The sequence below is a fragment of the Polaromonas sp. genome (genome assembly GCF_039930745.1).
Taxonomy (GTDB): Bacteria; Pseudomonadota; Gammaproteobacteria; order Burkholderiales; family Burkholderiaceae_C; genus Polaromonas.
The window spans coordinates 13,923-30,162 of the sequence record NZ_JBDTTH010000030.1 but is presented as its reverse complement, the minus strand read 5'-3'; the positions used below and the strand labels follow the sequence as shown (position 1 = coordinate 30,162).

12 protein-coding genes are annotated in these 16,240 nt (G+C 62.2%); 7 read left to right on the top strand and 5 right to left on the bottom strand.

Annotation, left to right across the window (positions count from 1 at the left end):
- Nucleotides 1–41 precede the first annotated feature (41 nt).
- The 3 genes from ABI660_RS11505 to ABI660_RS11495 all read left to right on the top strand — a co-directional run bounded on the left by ABI660_RS11505 (nucleotide 42) and on the right by ABI660_RS11495 (nucleotide 4,634).
- Entirely contained in the window at nucleotides 42–1,277 is a 1,236-nt protein-coding gene (locus ABI660_RS11505; RefSeq protein ID WP_348068051.1) for an O-antigen ligase family protein, read from the top strand.
- A 4-nt stretch (nucleotides 1,278–1,281) separates the two neighbouring features.
- A complete protein-coding gene (locus ABI660_RS11500; RefSeq protein ID WP_348068049.1) occupies nucleotides 1,282–2,451 on the top strand; it encodes a glycosyltransferase family 9 protein in 1,170 nt (389 codons plus the stop codon).
- A gap of 314 nt (nucleotides 2,452–2,765) precedes the next feature.
- The gene (locus ABI660_RS11495; RefSeq protein WP_348068047.1) at nucleotides 2,766–4,634 is read left to right on the top strand and encodes a phosphoenolpyruvate carboxykinase (GTP); all 1,869 of its coding nucleotides are present in this window, start codon (nucleotides 2,766–2,768) and stop codon (nucleotides 4,632–4,634) included.
- Between the two features lie 152 nt (nucleotides 4,635–4,786).
- Here ABI660_RS11495 and ABI660_RS11490 read toward each other — a convergent pair whose 3' ends face one another.
- Nucleotides 4,787–5,314 (bottom strand): hypothetical protein, encoded by a 528-nt coding sequence (locus ABI660_RS11490; RefSeq protein ID WP_348068045.1) that lies wholly within the window; start codon nucleotides 5,312–5,314, stop codon nucleotides 4,787–4,789.
- Nucleotides 5,315–5,459: 145 nt separating this feature from the next.
- Here ABI660_RS11490 and ABI660_RS11485 point away from each other — a divergent pair, with 145 nt between their 5' ends.
- Complete coding sequence (locus tag ABI660_RS11485) at nucleotides 5,460–6,416, top strand: LysR family transcriptional regulator (RefSeq protein WP_348068043.1); 957 nt, start codon at nucleotides 5,460–5,462, stop codon at nucleotides 6,414–6,416.
- 158 nt (nucleotides 6,417–6,574) lie between these two features.
- Here the strand turns inward: ABI660_RS11485 and ABI660_RS11480 are convergent, their stop codons facing one another.
- Entirely contained in the window at nucleotides 6,575–6,751 is a 177-nt protein-coding gene (locus tag ABI660_RS11480; protein WP_348068041.1) for a hypothetical protein, read from the bottom strand.
- 227 nt (nucleotides 6,752–6,978) lie between these two features.
- On the opposite strand from ABI660_RS11480, the gene ABI660_RS11475 reads away from it, so the two are divergent.
- Entirely contained in the window at nucleotides 6,979–7,833 is an 855-nt protein-coding gene (locus tag ABI660_RS11475; protein WP_348068039.1) for a metallophosphoesterase, read from the top strand.
- A 57-nt stretch (nucleotides 7,834–7,890) separates the two neighbouring features.
- Here ABI660_RS11475 and ABI660_RS11470 read toward each other — a convergent pair whose 3' ends face one another.
- Together ABI660_RS11470 and ABI660_RS11465 are read right to left on the bottom strand one after the other, a co-directional pair.
- Nucleotides 7,891–10,512: a CHASE domain-containing protein gene (locus tag ABI660_RS11470; protein WP_348068037.1), complete on the bottom strand. Its 2,622-nt coding sequence runs from the start codon at nucleotides 10,510–10,512 to the stop codon at nucleotides 7,891–7,893.
- 50 nt (nucleotides 10,513–10,562) lie between these two features.
- The gene (locus tag ABI660_RS11465; protein WP_348068035.1) at nucleotides 10,563–10,895 is read right to left on the bottom strand and encodes a hypothetical protein; all 333 of its coding nucleotides are present in this window, start codon (nucleotides 10,893–10,895) and stop codon (nucleotides 10,563–10,565) included.
- A gap of 67 nt (nucleotides 10,896–10,962) precedes the next feature.
- Here ABI660_RS11465 and ABI660_RS11460 point away from each other — a divergent pair, with 67 nt between their 5' ends.
- On the top strand, nucleotides 10,963–11,514 hold the full coding sequence (locus tag ABI660_RS11460) for a hypothetical protein (protein ID WP_348068033.1): 552 nt from the start codon (nucleotides 10,963–10,965) through the stop codon (nucleotides 11,512–11,514).
- A gap of 14 nt (nucleotides 11,515–11,528) precedes the next feature.
- Here ABI660_RS11460 and ABI660_RS11455 read toward each other — a convergent pair whose 3' ends face one another.
- The gene (locus ABI660_RS11455) at nucleotides 11,529–15,674 is read right to left on the bottom strand and encodes a PAS domain S-box protein (RefSeq protein ID WP_348068031.1); all 4,146 of its coding nucleotides are present in this window, start codon (nucleotides 15,672–15,674) and stop codon (nucleotides 11,529–11,531) included.
- Between the two features lie 225 nt (nucleotides 15,675–15,899).
- Here ABI660_RS11455 and ABI660_RS11450 point away from each other — a divergent pair, with 225 nt between their 5' ends.
- A complete protein-coding gene (locus ABI660_RS11450; RefSeq protein WP_348068029.1) occupies nucleotides 15,900–16,205 on the top strand; it encodes a hypothetical protein in 306 nt (101 codons plus the stop codon).
- The last annotated feature ends 35 nt before the right edge of the window (nucleotides 16,206–16,240 follow it).

The window sequence follows — 16,240 nt, the reverse complement described above, 5'->3', positions numbered from 1 at the left end:
GTACCTTCCACCCAACCGGCCAGAGCCGCTGAACTCCAACGATGAAGCAGATCCTTCAACGGGTTTCCAATTTTGCCTATCCCGCGGCAGGCTGGTTTGGCCTGATCATGATGTTTGGCGATCCCTGGTCGCACGCCTTTTTTTACATCGGGCTGGTGGGAATGCTTGCCTGCCTGCTTGCTTCGCCGACCTACTACAGGCTGCTCATCACGGTCTGCCGGGAGAACATCGCGTTGCTGGCAATTTTGCTTTTTGCATACATCGCGGTAGGACTGCTCTATACGCATGCGCCGATGGACCTGGCCATCCATGACGTCAAGAAATACCGCAAGCTCCTGCTGATCCCGATATTTTTGATGCTCTATCGCGACAGTAAATGGGCGTACCGTCTGGTTGTGGCCTATGGCTGCGGCGCCTTGGTTCTAATGATGCCCACGATGCTGGATGGAACCGGTCTGGCAAAAATCTTGTCGCTCGACTTGACCAGGTTCCAGAACATCGGCTATTCCCCGGAGACGCTGGTCTATTGGCGTAACCACATTGTTCATGGTTTCCATGCATCGATGCTGTTCGTCATTTGCATCCTGTCGGCAATCCGCCATCGACGGCTGGCGTGGCTGTTCCTTGCCGTAGCTGCAATTTGTGTTCTCAATATCCTGTTTTTCATCAGTGGGCGAATTGCCCTGATTACTTTGCTGGCAGTCAGCCTGATGATGGCCATCAGCTACATCTCCAGTCTGCGCCTTCGTGTTGGCTTGCTTGTTGCCATCTTTGCAGCCAGCATGTGCGCTTACCACTTCTCGGGAAAAATACATGCAAGGATTGATTCTGTGACGCAGGAAGCGCGCGTCTACATGACAGATCCAGGCGTCAAGACAAGCGGTGGCATCCGGCTGAATTACTGGAGCGCGAGTGTTGGCATGTTCGTCGAGGCACCTCTGTTCGGCAAGGGTCCGGGAGCCTTCCGCGAGAACCTTCTGCGGCCTAACAATCCGCTGCGTACCGAAACACACAAGCATGCCCACAATGAGTACCTGACCCTCCTGTCCCAACACGGCCTGGCCGGCCTGATCCTGTTCCTGCTTCTGGTCTACCAGATCCATCGACAGGCCGGGCGGCACGACCCCTGGCTGAAGGGTGTGGTGAGGTTTGGGTTGGTCATTTTCCTGATCAACGCCATGACCGATTCGTCGCTGAACAACGAATCGGAGGGCTGGACTTTTGTATTGTTGGCATGCCTCGCCAGCATCCGCCCGGCGGACGCGAACATTTCCTGAATTCATGCTCAAGACGTTTTTCTTCGCACTGGATCGTCAATTGAAGCAAGTGGCCCTTGCAACAACAACGCCGCAGCTGAAGAAACCCGTCAGCGCCGCCTCTGCGCAGGAATATATTTCTGAAGTGGGGCACCGCAAACTCGGGTGGCGTGCCTTGAGAAGGCGCCTGGTGTTCATGATGTCAGGCCAGGCCAAGGTAAAAATCGATTCGCTGAAAGATGCCGGGAAACGCGGGCTGTGGCTTTATTTTGGCGAAGGGCAAATCGGCGACGCCCTGATGGATCTGGCGCCGCGCTCCCTTTTGCACGCGCATGGATTCAGCATGGACCTGCTGACCGATACAACCATTGCCCGGCTGTTTCAAGACGACCCCTGGTTTACCCGCGCCACCGATGACATTTCCGCAGTGGCCAAGGTACCCTACGATTTTGTAATTATTCTGAGCCACAAGCGGCGCTCCCTTCAACCCAAGATCCGCCACTTCCGGGCATTGCCTTGGGTATCGATCCTGGAAGACTTCACAGGACCCAATTTTGACCGAGCCGCCTATGCCACCCAGCGTCTTGCCGACTTGCTGGAGCTGGACTTGAAACCGGAGGAGTTTGCCCGCCACGCTCGCCAGAAACTTAGGCCCAGCACAGCGCCCACCGGCCTGACGCAGAATGCCGCAAAGGTGGGACAGGCTATTGCCCTTTCGGTCGGTGGCGTGGATACACTCCGCACTTACAAGCAGTGGCCGGCGGTGATGGCACAGCTTGCGCTCCAGGGCAAAACCGAGTTCATTCTCATCGGTAGCGACAATGGCCTGGCGGAGGCCCGTCGAATAGAGCTGGAATTAGGCAACTCAGCGCTTGTGCACAACTACGTGGGCAAATGCTCCCTTGCGCAAAGCCATAAGCTGCTGGCCGCTGCCCGCGTCATTGTTTGTGTCGATGGCGGGCTGATGCACCTGGCAGCCACCACCCAAACGCCCCTGGTCGGCCTTTTCAGCTCCGTCATCCGGCCGGGGTGGCGGCTTTCTCCTTCGCGACCGCTCACATTGTTTGCCTGCTCCAGCTCGGCGGACGTCAACGACATATCGCCGGCGGAAATCACGGAAAAGACCCTGTCGCTGTACGAAGCGACAGGGGACAGGAACGTCTCGCATTCGGCATTCCCTGCCTCCTCGTTATGACTGCCTGAACCCGGCCGCCAATGATGCATAACCTCATGCAAGTTTTGCATGAGTTTCAGCTGTAACTCGCAGGTAACCCGCGCCGATGTTCTTAGAATGAACTTCTGGCCGTCCCGCGAAAACCCCGGAAAAGCACCTACAAACCGCTTTTCAGCGCCCGCACCCGCAGCACATCCTGGCTGTGAGCCCCCGCCCGCCGACCAGACGTGACCCGCTATTTCAAGCCTTATTCCGGCAAGCGTCCTGATGCCACAGCCTGCTGTCCATCGCCCGACGTTTTTCGAAATGACGCTTTTTAACTTTGGAGTATTTCGATGAATCACCCCGCGATGCAAGGGCTTAACCTTCACACGCCCAGCTACGTCAAGAATGCAAAACTGATTGCCTGGATTGCCGACATGGCGGCGCTGTGCAAACCCGACACCATTTACTGGTGCGATGGCAGCGATGCCGAATACCAGCGCCTGTGCCAGCAGCTGGTCGATGCGGGTACCTTCAAAAAACTCAACGAAACCAAGCGCCCGAACAGCTTCCTGGCCTGCTCCGACCCAAGCGACGTCGCCCGCGTGGAAGACCGTACCTTCATCTGTTCCGCAAAAAAAGAGGACGCCGGCCCAACCAACAACTGGATGGCGCCCGCCGACATGCGCGCCACGCTGCAGCCCCTCTTTGATGGTTGCATGAAAGGTCGCACCATGTATGTGGTGCCCTTCAGCATGGGCCCGCTCGGCTCCCCGATTGCGCATATCGGCATCGAGCTGTCCGACAGCCCTTATGTGGCGGTCAACATGAAGATCATGACGCGCATGGGCAGGGCTGTATTCGACGTGCTCGGCGTCAATGGCGATTTCGTGCCCTGCGTGCATACCGTGGGCGCACCGCTGACCGAAGGCCAGAAGGACGTGAAATGGCCCTGCAACCAAACCAAATACATCGTGCACTATCCCGAAACACGCGAGATCTGGTCCTACGGTTCGGGCTACGGCGGCAATGCGTTGCTGGGCAAAAAGTGCTTTGCACTGCGCATCGCCTCCAACATGGGCCGCGACGAAGGCTGGCTGGCCGAACACATGCTGATTCTCGGTGTGACCTCACCCGAGGGCAAGAAGTACCACGTTGCGGCCGCGTTCCCGTCGGCCTGCGGCAAGACCAATTTCTCGATGCTGGTGCCGCCGGCAGGCTTTGAAGGCTGGAAAGTCACCACCATCGGCGACGACATCGCCTGGATCAAACCCGGCGAGGACGGGCGCCTCTACGCCATCAACCCGGAAGCCGGCTACTTCGGCGTGGCACCGGGCACCAACATGCTGACCAACCCCAACTGCCTGCGCAGCCTGGACCGCGACGTGATCTTTACCAACGTCGGCCTGACCGACGATGGCGACGTCTGGTGGGAAGGCATGGAGCAGGACGTTCCGGGCAAGGCCTTGCCGCCGCACCTGATCGACTGGCAGGGCAAGGACTGGACACCGCAGATCGCCAAGGAAACCGGCGCCAAGGCAGCCCACCCGAATTCGCGTTTTACCGTCGCCGCCATCAACAACCCGGCGCTGGACCCGGCCTGGGACGACCCCGCCGGCGTGCCGATTGACGCCTTCATCTTTGGCGGCCGCCGTTCCAATACCGTGCCGCTGATCACCGAAGGCCGCAACTGGGTGGAAGGCGTGTACATGGCCGCAACCATGGGCTCGGAAACCACGGCCGCCATCACCGGCCAGGTCGGCGTAGTGCGCCGCGACCCGTTCGCGATGATCGCTTTTGCCGGCTACAACATGTCCGACTACTTCCAGCACTGGCTCAATGTGGGCAAGAAACTGGAAGGTTCGGGCGCCAAGCTGCCCAAGATCTTCACCGCCAATTGGTTCCGCAAGGGCGAGGACGGCAAGTTTGTCTGGCCCGGCTATGGCGAGAACATGCGCGTGCTGAAATGGATGATTGACCGCATCGAAGGCAAGGGCCAGGGCGTGGAACACATTACAGGCGTCAGCCCGCGCTACGAAGACATGAATTGGACTGGGCTGGATTTCAGCGCCGAGCAGTTCCAAGCCGTGACCAGCATCGACAAGGCCGCCTGGCTGAAAGAGCTGGAACTGCACACCGAGCTGTTCCAGCAACTCGAACATCACCTGCCGAAAGAGCTGGGGGAGACAAAAGCCGCCATTGAGCGCCGACTGGCTGCCTGACCGGTAGCCGAAAGAGACCGCAGCACGACGCACGATCTGCGTAGTGCCCTGACGTCGCGGGCAAACCGTCCAGACGCAAAAAAGCCACCCGACCGGGTGGCTTTTTTTTGCCGTTCTGGACGGCGGTGAGCGCGTCCAGCGCGCCCGGAAATTTAAATGTAGTAGCTTGGGTTGGCGCGCAGCAAGCGGCTACCCAAGTCTATCGGGCGGTCTTCCTCAGACTTGGCAACTACGGCCGGAGAGGCACAAACCGCTTCATTCGCAGCCTCATGACGCGCCATGGCAACCTGCAAGTCGGCCATCACGCGCGGATCGGCTTTGGCGGCTTCCCACAGGCGGACATCAGCACGGGCCTGGGCAATAGCTCTGGACCATGCATCCAATGCCGTGACCGCGCGCGCGGCCAGCACGCGGGCTGTGCCAGCGAACAGGGCGATCACTGCAAAAGCCACGGCCCACAGGGCGACCCAGCCTACCAGCAAATGGCCATCGGCCCAGTTAACGACCAGCTGGTCGGCCACCACCACCATGGCGGCAACAAGAGCGGCAAGCAGCATGGCTGCCAGGCCTTTGACGCCGTCGAAGCCACGGCGCATTTGACGTGCCGTGCCCAGGGCCGACTCGAAGCGGGCCACGCCGGGATGTTCGGCTGGATGTTTGACGTTGACAAAGCTGGTCATGATGGTTCCCCTATGAGTGCCACCACCGGTATTGGTTTGGGCACAAGGAGATATTAGGGTTAATACCCATGCTGCTCAACTTTATCTTTATGATTCTGATTATTCACAACTGTGATGAATTAAGCTTTTGCAAGGAAATCATCCCTTGAACCCGCCCAATTTCCGCACCCTGGACCTGAACCTGCTTCGCGTTTTTGACGAAGTCATGGCTGAGCGCAGCCTCACGCGGGCGGCGCGCAACCTCTCCCTCACCCAGCCAGCCGTCAGCAACGCGCTGCGGCGCCTGCGCGAGACACTCGGTGATGAGCTGGTCCAGCGCAGCGGCCAGGGCATGGCGCCGACCCCGCGTGCCCTTGCCATCTGGCCGGCGGTGCGCGAAGCCCTGCAGCAGCTGCAGGAATCGCTGATCCCAAGCGAGTTTGTGCCCGCCACGGCCAACACCACCTTTGTGCTGGCCATGGCCGACGCCACGGCCGCCGAGCTGATCCCGGGGTTGGTCGACATCCTGGAGCAGGAAGCGCCCGGTGTCACTGTCCGGGTCGTGCCGCTGACAACGCGTGATCCGCGCCGGCTGCTGGATGAAGAAAGTTGCGACCTCGCCGTGGGCTACTTCCCGGCGGTGCTGGCCGACCTGACGGCCCGGGCGCAAAGCGGTGAACCTCTGCCATTCAGCCACCTGCGGCTTTATGACGGCGAATACGTGTGTGTGATGCGCGCCGGCCACCCGCTGGCCAGCGGCCCTTTCAATCTGAACCGTTTTTGCGCGGCACGGCACATGCTGGTGAGCTTTTCGGGCCGGCCTTATGGCTTTATTGACGAGTCACTCGCCTCGCTGGGCCGGGAACGCAAGGTGGTGCTGACAGTCAACCAGTTTTTCACTGCAGGCCGGGTAGTGGCCAATTCCAACCTGCTGACGGTGCTGCCGCGCCACTTTGTACGCGTCACCGGCATTGCTGACCAGCTGGTGCTGCGCCCATTGCCCTTTGACGTGTCGCCGGTGCACGTGGACGCGGTGTGGCACCGGCGCTCACAACAGCGCAGCGCCCATGCCTGGTTGCGCCAAGCGATCGTGCGTGCCTCCGACAAGGCATTCTCGGCCTGAAGCCCGCAAGCGCCTTCAGCGCTCCTGGCGTCGTGCATTTCCGGTAAAAACGGCCTCTAGCCCTTTATACACGGGCGCCTCAAGCTACTGTTTCAGTAGCAACGCTTTACCAATCCCGCATGAATTTGCGAGCTTGGCAAATGAAACCGGCACGCGCTTCAGCGAACCACGCTGAGGTAGGCGCGCGCTGCACCGCGCAGTTCCTGCGCCTGTTGCGGGTTGCGGCCAGCACGCGCTTCGGCACGTTCCATCAGGTTGCGCGCCACCCCATGAATGGGCGCCAGGGCCGGGCGCAAAGGCAGAAAACGGAAGATTTGCGAAAAAAGCTTGTACATGACGGAGGCGTCCGGTGAAGGACGAAAGTGGCAATGCATCTAGAGTAAGGGTTTTCCCTAGGGTTGCAAGCCCAAAACAGCACCCTGACCATGCATAAAACGCATATCTTGCCCGCGAGCCTGCATGAACCCTTACGGATCCTCCTTTCCGTCAGGGAGGTCCAGACCGCAGATCAAGGCAACATGACAAGGACGGGTCAATCCCGGCTTCTTGCACAATCGACGGGGTGAACATCCAGCTCCTGTCCGACCTGCACCTTGAGTCCAACCCGCATTTTGTGGCCCGGCCTACGCCGGGCGCCGACCTGCTGGTGCTGGCGGGGGACATTGGCTCCTACCAGCCCGGTTCGCTGCTGGCCGAATTGCTGCATGACCCCGATTTCGGGCTGGCCCGCTTTTCGCCTCTGCCGGCAGCGCAGGGCGGTGCGGGCTGGCCGACACCGGTATTTTTCCTGCCGGGCAACCACGAGTACGACGGACTTGAATTTGCCGAGGCACACGCCCGCCTGCGCAAAACCTGCGAGCGGCTGGGCCTGGTCTGGCTGGAGCGCGAGATAGTGGAGTTGCAGGGCGTGCGTTTTGTCGGCAGCACCTTGTGGACCGACTTTGACGCGCTGGGCCTGGCAACGGCGGCAGGCTCCACCCCGAACGGCGAAGAGCTGCTCAAGGCACGTGAGAAGGCCTTTCGGGCCGCGAACTTCTACCTGGGCAAACACCACTCATTCCAGAACGGCCAGCCCATGCTGGCCGAGGCCGTGCGCGAGTTGGGCCTGCAAAGCCAGGCCTGGCTGCGGCAGGCACTGGCCAGCCCTTTTGACGGCCCGACGGTGGTGGTCACCCACTTTGCACCCAGCCTGCTGAGTGGCGATCCGCGGTATGGCCTGGCACCCGGCACCGCCGGTTTCTGCAATTCACTGGATGATTTGTTGGGCCAGACGCAGCTTTGGCTGCATGGCCACCTGCATTGCCCCAGCGACTACGTGAAAAACGGCTGCCGCGTGGTGGCCAACCCGCTGGGTTATGCGCGCAAGGGCGAGCAGGAAGGCTTCAAGCCGAATTTATTGATAGAAATCGGCTTTTAGCCCTTACACAGCGGGCGCAAGCAGCTATAAATTCAATAGCAAATTGCGCAGAAAACCTCACAGCCCGGCATGGCCCAGCGTGAAGAAAAAGCAGGCGCCTTCGCCCTGGGCCGATTCCGCCCAGATCCGGCCCCCGTGGCGCGCAATGATGCGCTGGATATTGGCCAGTCCCACGCCCGCGCCGGGGAAATCCTGAGCTGCGTGCAGGCGCTGGAAGCTGCGAAACAGCTTGTCGGCATGCGCCATGTCGAAGCCTTCGCCGTTGTCCCTGAGCACATAAACGGTTTCGGCGCGCGCGTCCCCGGCCTGTGCAGGCAACGCGGCAAAGCGGATGTCGGTGCGGTTTTGCCGTGAGGTGAATTTCCAGGCGTTGCTGAGCAGTTCTTCCATCACCAGCCCGAGCAGCATCGGATCGCCCTGCACCACCAGGCCGTCCTGAATGCTGATGTCGGCGGCACGCGCCGTATCTTCCTGCTGCAGGGTGTCCACCACGCGGCGGGCGATGGCACTGAGGTCCACCGGCTGCACGCGCAATTGCACACGCGACAGATTGGCCAGGGCCAGCAGGGCTTCGGTCAGCTCGCCGGCCTGCCTGACGCCCGCCTTGATGCGCTGGATGTAATGCTTGCCGCGTTCGTCCGTCACCCACCGCTCCAGCAATCCGCTGAAACCGCCAATGGCAATAAAAGGCTGACGCAAGTCGTGCGCCACCGAATAGGCAAATTCCTGCAGGTCCCGGTTGGAAGCTTCGAGCTCGGCGGTACGGCGCCCCACCCGCTGCTCCAGCTCGGCGTTGAGCTGCACGATGCGCGCCTCCGATCGTTTGCGCGCGGTGATGTCGCGCAAAACAATGTTGGCGCAGGGTGCATTGTTCGGGTCCAGAAAAATGGACGACGACACCTCGCATTCGAAAACCGTGCCGTCCCCGCGCACCATGCGCAGCTCGCTGCGGGCCCGGCCTTCGCGCTGGCGTTCGTCGAGAAAAGCCTTCAGACGCGTGTCCTGGGGGTCCACCAGCCCGCGCGGCCCGCGCTGGCGCAAGGCTTCCACCGTCATGCCAAACAACTCGCAGGCGGCCGGGTTGGCATGGGTGACCTGCCCGTCGGGCCGGGCCTGCAGGATGCTTTCGAGGCTGGTTTCAAAGAGCTGGCGAAAATGTTCCTCGCTGTTGCGCAGGGCCAGCTGGGCCGCCTGGCGCTCGGTAATGTCCATCAGGGTACCGGCCATCAAGGCGGCCCGGCGCTCCCTGGTCCAGGCGCAGACGCGGCCGCGCGACAAGACCCAGACCCAGTGGCCGGTCTTGTGGCGCATGCGCATCTCGCAGTCAAAATAAGGCGTCTTGCCGGCGAAGTGCCGTTTGAGCAGCAAGTCAGCGCCGACCAGATCCCCAGGATGCATGAGCGAGCGCCAGGACTGGATGTCCAGGGGTTGCAGCTCATTGAGCGTGTGGCCGGTAATGGTTGCCCAGCGTTCGTCCAAACGGGTTTCGCCGGTTTGTATATTCCATTCCCAGGTGCCGACATTGGTGCCTTCCACAATGCTGAGCAGACGCTGCTGCTCGCGGGCCAGACTCAGCGTCATGTGCTGCGCAACCGACAGCGCCCGCGCCCGGCTGCTGCCCAGCAGCCAGATGCAAAAGGCCAGCAGCAAGCTCAGCGCCACACCGCCCAGGCCGAGCAGGAGCGGCAAGGGGCTGACAACCCCCGCTTCAAAAGCAGGCGTGGTACTGACACGCAGGCTCAGGTTGCGCCCGCCCACAGCGACCAGACGCGACGCGGAAAAAAGGCGGCCTGTGTAGTGGGTAGTCATGATGTTCCCGCGCGCCACCGCCAGATGCCCATCGAGGTCATACACCAGCGCCTCCGCGCTGGCTCGCTCGGCGTCAAACAGTTCAAAATCTGCCTGCCCCTGGGTGGCCAGGGCCGCCCCCTGCAGCGCCTCGCTCACCACCATAGGGGCAAACAGCACCCCCAGCAAGGCGGCCTTGCGCTGCGCAGGCGTGGCAGGGGCCGACCCTACGCGATAGACCGGCAGCAGGTAGAGCCACCCCGCTTGTTGTTGCCGATCCTGCACCAGGGTGGTTTTTTTGCTCAGGGTGGGCTCCCCCGTGGCGATGGCATGCTCGATGGCTTCGCGGCGCAGGGCGTCGGCCCCCGCATCCAGCCCCAGGCTTGCCTGATTGCCGGCCTGCGGCTCCAGGAACTGCACCACGTACAGGTCGGGCGCGTGGTCGGTGGCGGGCCCGCCGGACATCGCGTGGACGGCAAAAGCCGGCTCGCCGTCGGCACGCACGGCCGCCACAAAACTGTCGAGTTCACTGCGCATGACCCGCACCATGAAGCCAAAGCCACGCACCCCGGGGAAATCGCGGGCCAGCTCACTGAACTGCACATAGGCGCGGAACTCGTCCCGCATAACCGCGCTGCTCGCTGCGTATACACCGGCAGCGCCATGCAGGCCTTGCAGAGGAGCGTTCAGGTGCTCCTGCACGTCGGCCCGTACGCGCTCCACCAGCAGCTCAAAACGTTCCCGCGCCTGGCGCTGAATGGTGCTGTGCACCCAGAAAACGCCCAGCCCGGTAAAGACCAGGCCGATGACCAGGGCCAGCCCCGCCATGGCCACGGCAAAGCGCTGGCTCCGCAGGGACTGCAGGTCTGAGGAGGCCAGGTGCCGGCTCATGGCCTGGTGAGCTTCATGTGCAGTACAGACGACTTCATGGGTTCATGGCCTCATGGAGGTTGGTTGAGACGGATTTTCCCTTGCAAAAAAGAACCTTCTGCCGCGCGTGGCGGCAGGAAAAGGGTTACGCAATGTAATGCAAATTCCGCTTTTGGCAACAGCAGCTGGACGTGAAGCCTGTGGAAGTTGGTGCTGATCATGCCGCTCATGATTTCTTCGCTGCTTTGCCGGCCGCCCACGCGTATCGAACCATCGAAGCACGCCCTGTCGTTCTGTGTGCGGCAGCTCCCAGCGGGCGGATCGGCTGATTGCGCTGGCTTGTGCGTTGCAATAAAGCACTGTGGCCGCGAACAATTTGTTCCCAAGAGGTGCGCCAGTGCCATGGCCGTCCATGTATCTTGCGTTATCGGCTTCTTTGGCTTTTTGTTTCTCCTTGACGGAGCGTGCACCATGAAAACCACCTGGACCAGCACTCTGGCCTGGCTGCTGGCAGTTTCTGCAGCGCTGGCGCTGGCCGTGGCAGCGCCCAATGAAAGAAGTGTCATGGGTCAACTGCCGTCCTTCATGGCTCGAACGCTGGCTCAGCAACCGATCACGGTGCCCGGCGGCCTGCCCGCCGAGCGCACTCTGGCCCTGATCGCTTTTCGCAGCACCCAGCGCGCGCACATCGACGGTTGGGTTCGGGGCCTGAACCTCGATGCCGACCCGTCCATTGCCTGGGTGCGCATGCCGGTTCTCAACGATCCGGGCAACACCGCGGCGCGCAGCGCCATCGAAACCAAGCTTCTGCATATCTACCCTGCCGATGCCGAACGCGCCCGTCTGGTTCCGGTCTTTACCGACCGCTCCCGCTTTGTTCGCTCTGCCGGCCTGAACGGAACCGACCAGGTTTATGCCGTGGTGATCAACCGCGAGGGGGACGTGCTGGCGCGCGCGGAAGGCGCGTTTGATGCCGACAAGGCCCACAAGTTGCGCGAAACCCTGCTGCAGCGCGACCTGTAGGGGTGGGGCGACTGTCACAGCGGATCGCCGGAAGATGTGTCACCCAGTGTGAAATAAAACGTTGCCCCACGCCCCGGAGCGGACACAGCCCAGACCCGGCCGCCATGCCGCGTGATGATCCTGTGTACCGTCGCCAGGCCGATGCCGGTGCCGGCAAATTCGGAGGCGGTATGCAGCCGCTCGAAAGCGCCAAACAGCTTTTCTGCATAGGCCATGTCAAAACCGGCCCCGTTGTCCTGCACCAAATACATGGTCTCGCCGTCCGGGCCGGTCTCCCGCCTGAATGAAATCAGGGCTTGGGGCTGCTGGCTGCTGAACTTCCAGGCATTGCCGAGCAGGTTGTCCAGCACCTGCTGAAGCAACCGCCCGTCGCCATGCGCCAGCAGTCCCGGCTGGATATCGAGCAAGACCGCCCGGTCTGGCTCCGTTTCCTGGTAGCCATTCAGTATCCGCTGCGCCATCGCGCTCAGGTCCACTTTGTCCCAGCGCAGGCTGATGCGCGAAACTTGAGCCAGCGAGAGCAAGGCATCAATCAGTTCGCCCATCTGCCCCACGCCGGCGCGTATGCGGGAGAGGTAGTGCTTGCTGCGTTCGCTCACCATGCTGGCCTCCAGGTCCCTGGCAAGCAGGTTGCTGAATCCGTCGATGGCGCTCAGCGGCGTGCGCAAGTCATGCGACACGGAGTACGAAAAGGCTTCCAGCTGCTTGTTGGCAAATTCCAGCTGTTCCGTGCGTTGCTGCACCCGCTCTTCCAGGTTGGCGTTGAGCTGCAGGATTTCCTCGCGCGCCCGCTTGCGTTCGCGGATGTCGGTATTGATGCCGAGCACGCCACTGACATGCCCGTTTTCATCACGCACCACGGTCCAGCGCGCCTCGATGCTGATGACCGAGCCGTCCCGGGCCACCTGTTCCAGCTCGCCGGTCCAGTCCCCCTCTTTGGCCAGGGTCTGGTTCATCGCGTCCATGAGCACCTGCGGGCCGCGGTACATGTGCGCGTCCATGGTTTTTCCGAGCACCTCGTCGGCTGTCCAGCCGTACAGGCGTTCGGCGCCCTTGTTCCAGAACCGGATGGTCCGGTCGAGGTTGCGCACCATGATGGCATCCTGCGCGCGGTCCAGCAGCGACGCCTGTTCACGCACCTGGGCCGCCGCTTGGCGCGCGGCCTCCTGGCTGCGCAGGCGCTCAAGCCGGGTGCGCAGGCTGCCAATGCCAAAGGCCAGGTTGTCGGCCATGTCCTGGAGCAATTTGATTTCATCTGCGGCCAGTTTTTCCAGCGCGCCGGAGTACAGGCCCAGCAGGCCGAAAGTGCGGTTTGTATCACGCAAGGGCAAGAACACGGCGCTGCGGTAACCGCGCTCCGTGGCGATCTCGTGCCAGTGAAACTGGTTGGCGCCCTGGAAGATGTTTTCGCTGACCCGGACCTCGCCGGTGCGTATGGTCTGGCCGGCCGGTCCTCGCCCGGTCTGCTGTTCTGCGTCCCAGGTGAGCTGGATGGCGGACAAATAGCCTTCCTCGTGGCCCGCATGCGCCATGGGCACGATGGTGAGGGCCGCATCATCCCGCGCGTAGCCAACCCAGGCCATGCGGTAGCCGCCCACATCCACTGCCAGGCGGCATACCTGGGAGAGGAGTTCCGTTTCGTCGTCGATGCGGGTCAGCGCTTCGTTGCAGCGGCTGAGCATCTGCAGCGCCCGGTTGGTACGCGCCAACTCACGGTCCGCACGTTTGCGCCCGGTGATGTCGCGCGCCGTGCCGACAATACGCTCCACCAAGCCAGCTGCATTGAAAATCGGGTAGGAACGGTCGCGGATCCAGCGAACCTCGCCGTCAAGGCGAACAATCCGGTATTCCAGGTCGGTGGTGGCGCCTCCGGCCTGCAAGTGCTTGGTTGCAGCCTCCGCCGCCCGGTCCTCGGAATGGATGGTGTCGCGGTAAGCATCCGGCGCGGTATACAGCTCTTCCCGGCGGCGATGCCACATGGTTTCGTAAGCCGGGCTGATGTACAGGAAACGCCCGCTGGCAAAGTCGCGGTTATAAAACACGTCCTCGATGTTTTCGGCCAGTTCACGGAACCGCGCCTCGCTGCCCAGCAGGGCTTCCTCGGCACGCGAACGTTCGATGGCAATACGCGCCAGCCGGACGGCAGTTTCCACCAGGTCCTGGTCTCCCGGTTGCGGCTGGTAGGGGGTCCGGTGATAAATGGCAAAAGTGGCCAGCACTTCGCCGCTGCTGGCCAGCACGGGTGTGGACCAGCAGGCGCGCAGGTCATACTCGTTCAGCAGGTCACGGTAGTCGCGCATCAGCGGGTCGCCGACCACGTCCACCACCACCACTTCCTTTTTCAGGAAGGCCGCCGTTCCACAGGCACCCCTGCCCTCACCGATTTCCAGTCCGTCGATCTCCTGGTTGTAGCTGTCCGGCAGGCTGGGTGCCGCGCTGTGGCGCAGTTGCTGGCCTTCGCACAGCAAAATGGAACACAGGCTCCCGGGAGAGCGGCCTTCGATCAAGCGCACGATGGCTTCGAGCGCCTGCGCCAGAGGCACGCCGTAGGCAATCAGCTCAAGCACCTGCTCCTGGTCGCGGACAAAATCCTCGGTGAACTTGCGCTCGGTGATGTCTGTAAACACCACCAGACCACCAACCAGCTTTCCTGTTTCGTCATGCAAGGGGCGGACATTGTTGCGCAGGACCCGGTCTTTGACACCGGGCCGGCGCAGGAAAACGTCCCAGTTGTCGACGCTTTCACCGCGTATGGCACGGCTGAGCGGTCTGTTTTGCGGTGTACATACCGTTTTCCCGTCCAGCAACACGGCCTCGTGGTCCTGCCGCCAGGCCGCGAGGGTCGTCTCCTCGTCAATGGCCGGAAAGACTTTCTTCGCTGCCGCATTGAACAGCAGGAAGCGGCCCTCGACATCAATCGCGAGCACGCCTTCACTCATACTGTTGATGATCAGATCCAGCAGGCCGCGCTCCTTGCCGATGCGGTCCAGCGCCGTATCAAGCTCGTCGCGGCGCAACTGCAGCGATTCAGCCATGCGGTTGAAGGTTTTGGCGAGGTGGCCGAGCTCGCCCTGGTAGAGCGGGCCAATCTCGACGCGCGCCGCAAGGTTGCCGCCTGCAAGCTCTTCCGCCTCACGCAGCATGGCATTGGCCGGGTTGACAATCAGGCGCCTGCCCATGGCCCAGGCGCAGGCCATGCCGAACAGCGCGGCAGCGAACAAAACAGCGAGTTCGAACGCCAGCGCCCTTGCGGGTTCCGCCGAGACCAGTTCGCGCGGCATGCTGACCGCGACAAACAGCGCGCCCTGTGCCGCGCCCTCCACCGGCGCAAAGGCGTACATGCGCTGCTCTGCGTTCGCGTCCGGCGCTTCCTCGATGCCCACGCGCGGAGCCCGCAAAAAAGCCTGAACGGCGTCGTCGGGTTGCCTGCTGCCCACCGGGTCGGGACCCGCGGGATGTGACGCGAGAATGGTGCCCTGGCGGTCGGTGAGAACCACGCTCATCCCTGCCGGCACCGCCAGCTGTGCCAGCGGGAGGCTGAAGGCCTGCACATCCAGCGCGGCAAATACCACTGCATTCAATACACCTGCGCTATCATGAACGGGCGCCGCAAAGGCAACCCCTGCCTTGCGGCTGCTTCGACCGGTGCCGTATTCGCCCACCGAGAACTGCCGGCTTGCCAGCACACGCCTGAAATAGGGCCGCGTACTGACGTTGGTGCCGATCAGCGACGGCTCGGAATGGCACAACAGGGTGCCGTCGAGCCCTACCAATCCCAGATCGGTGTAATGCGCATGGCTAGCCTGCACATCCCGCAGGTACTCGCCGCATGCGTCCGGCGGCCTGCGCCTGATGGAAGGCGCGCTGGTCAGGTCGCTGAGCAGTTGTTTCATGACCTCGACTTGCGGCTGCTGGCCGGCTGCGGCTAGCAGGGCCTGCGACTGCAGCGTGGAGCGCGCGAGTTTCAGGGCATCCGCCTGCTTGCTGGCCGCCACCCAGGCGAACAGGCCGAAAACCGGCACCAGCGCCACCACGATCAACAACACCAGACGGGCGCGAAGCCCCAGGGAACTCACCATCGCATGACCTTGCCTTGTGCCTTCCGTTTGCACAGGGTCGTGCAGCGCCTGTTGCAGGACCAGGAAAAGGCGAGCGCGCATAACGCGCGCCGCTGAAGGATATCGTAGTCCTTTGGCATTGCATTGCCTACACGAGGCTACGCCAATATGACCCGAAAGCGTGACAGTCTGGCGTTTTCCCGTCCGCCGTCATGCGGCGGGTCGCCCTCCTCCTACATCGCCACCCAGGGCACGCTGACAGGTGCCTGTTCCCGAACCGACCAGACTGAGGTCCTGCAGCCACAGTGGCTGCGAGGAAAAACACGCATGGCCGCACCCGCTCCCCCCGCATCCCCCTCGCCCGACAGCCCGTCTCGTGAGGCTGGGACCAGCGAAGGCATGGCTTCGGTCAAACCAGCCAAAGACCGCCCCTTGCGCGATGAGGAAAATGTGTTGGCAGACCTGGCCGATACCGGCCTGTCCTTGCCGCATGAACGCGACCAGTCCACCGACATGACCGATGCCAAAGCCGACCCCCAGGTGGAACAGGCGAGCCGCGACCTCGGCCGCGGCCTACAGGACACGGACAAAGGTAAGCCCATGAACGAGGCCTACAGGAAGCTCAAGCGCTGAAACGGAGACATTCGCGCGCGCGAATTGCTACTTTT